Origin of the sequence: Pseudomonas guariconensis (genome assembly GCF_024127895.1) — a bacterium.
In the GTDB taxonomy this organism is placed as follows: domain Bacteria; phylum Pseudomonadota; class Gammaproteobacteria; order Pseudomonadales; family Pseudomonadaceae; genus Aquipseudomonas; species Aquipseudomonas guariconensis_B.
Map to the genome: position 1 here is coordinate 1 of NZ_JAMYBK010000068.1, position 1248 is coordinate 1248.

The 1248-nt window shown below is 52.6% G+C and carries 1 pseudogene; it reads left to right on the plus strand.

Features of this window, described 5'->3' with window-relative positions:
* Positions 1 to 439, plus strand: a pseudogene (locus NJF35_RS24570) (hypothetical protein); the annotation flags it as partial.
* Positions 440 to 1248 lie beyond the last annotated feature (809 nt).

The window sequence follows — 1248 nt, forward strand, 5'->3', positions numbered from 1 at the left end:
TCTTGGGATTTCGTCCAAGCGTGTGGTGCATCACTGGAAAAAGGCCGGTGGGCCGGGGCAGATACCGGGGTATGCGACGCATTTGGAAGAAGTGGCGAAGACGGCGCGGTACTTGAAATATGGTGGGTATGTGGCTATTGGATTGGGGGCAACTTCGTCCTACTTGAAAGTGCAGGAGGTTTGTAGGGCAGGGGAGACGGAGGAATGCAGGAGAATTCGGTTCCCCGAGACTGGGAGCTTTTCTGGAGGGTTGGTGGGTGGTATGGCAGGTGCCGCGTTTGGGAAGGCTGTGATCAGCGCTGTATGTACGTTTGGGCCCTGGGGAAGAGCCATCTGCGGGATTGCATTAGTTGGTGGCGGCTCCCTCTCTGGAGGCTTAATGATGGAAAGAGTGGGCGGGGCTACAGGGGAAGTCGTTTATGAAAATCTTTATGACTGATCTGGTGGGTTGAATGCTATATGTCAAGCTGGCTGTATTGCTTGGACCGATGGTGTTGTGTGTGGGAGGCCTTTCAGTTCTCGCTCATATCGCCGGAACGCGTCATTTTGACGTGATGTGCGCCTCGCTGAGAAATAGTAAAGGTTTTCTAGAGGACGTTAGGGCTTCGAGCGCGTTGAGTCTGGAACTTCGAAGTTTGGCGGTTGCGGGCTCAAGCATGATGCTCATATGGCCAGAATGGGGAATGCGCAGAGGATTGCTTGATCCGGAGGACAATAAGCAATTCCCTTCCTATCTGAGACGTAGGGTTAAGGTCGCATTTTGGCTTTTGGCTTTAGGTCTGACATGGTCAGCGATCGTGTACGGAATTTTGGGGTGGGGTGTCTTATGACTTCGCTCGCTAATGGTAGTCTGGTTTCTTGCCTTGCAGGATGAGTTTGGACTCCGTTATGTGGAAATGCATATGGTTTTTCTCTCAGCAAAGGTGGCGAATGCTGGGTGTGAATGGGTGAGCTGATTTGTGGATTATTGGATTGATCCAGGCAGTTGGGCGTTAGGCTCTGTATGAAAACCTTTGAAACGCCGGGGTGGGTGAACTGACTTATGAGGCGCTCCTTGATTGATCCTTCCAATTGGCCAGTAGTTTTCAAGCTTGCCTTTTTGCTGGCTCCGCTTCTGCTCTTGCTTTCAGGGCTGGGTGAATCACCCCGGGTTTCGTGGAGGCCGTTTCGTTTAAGTCAGGCCGCCACGGCCTGATCTGTTTGCTGCTGGTGGAAGTTTGCCTCAGCCTCCGCAGGCGGGATATAGCC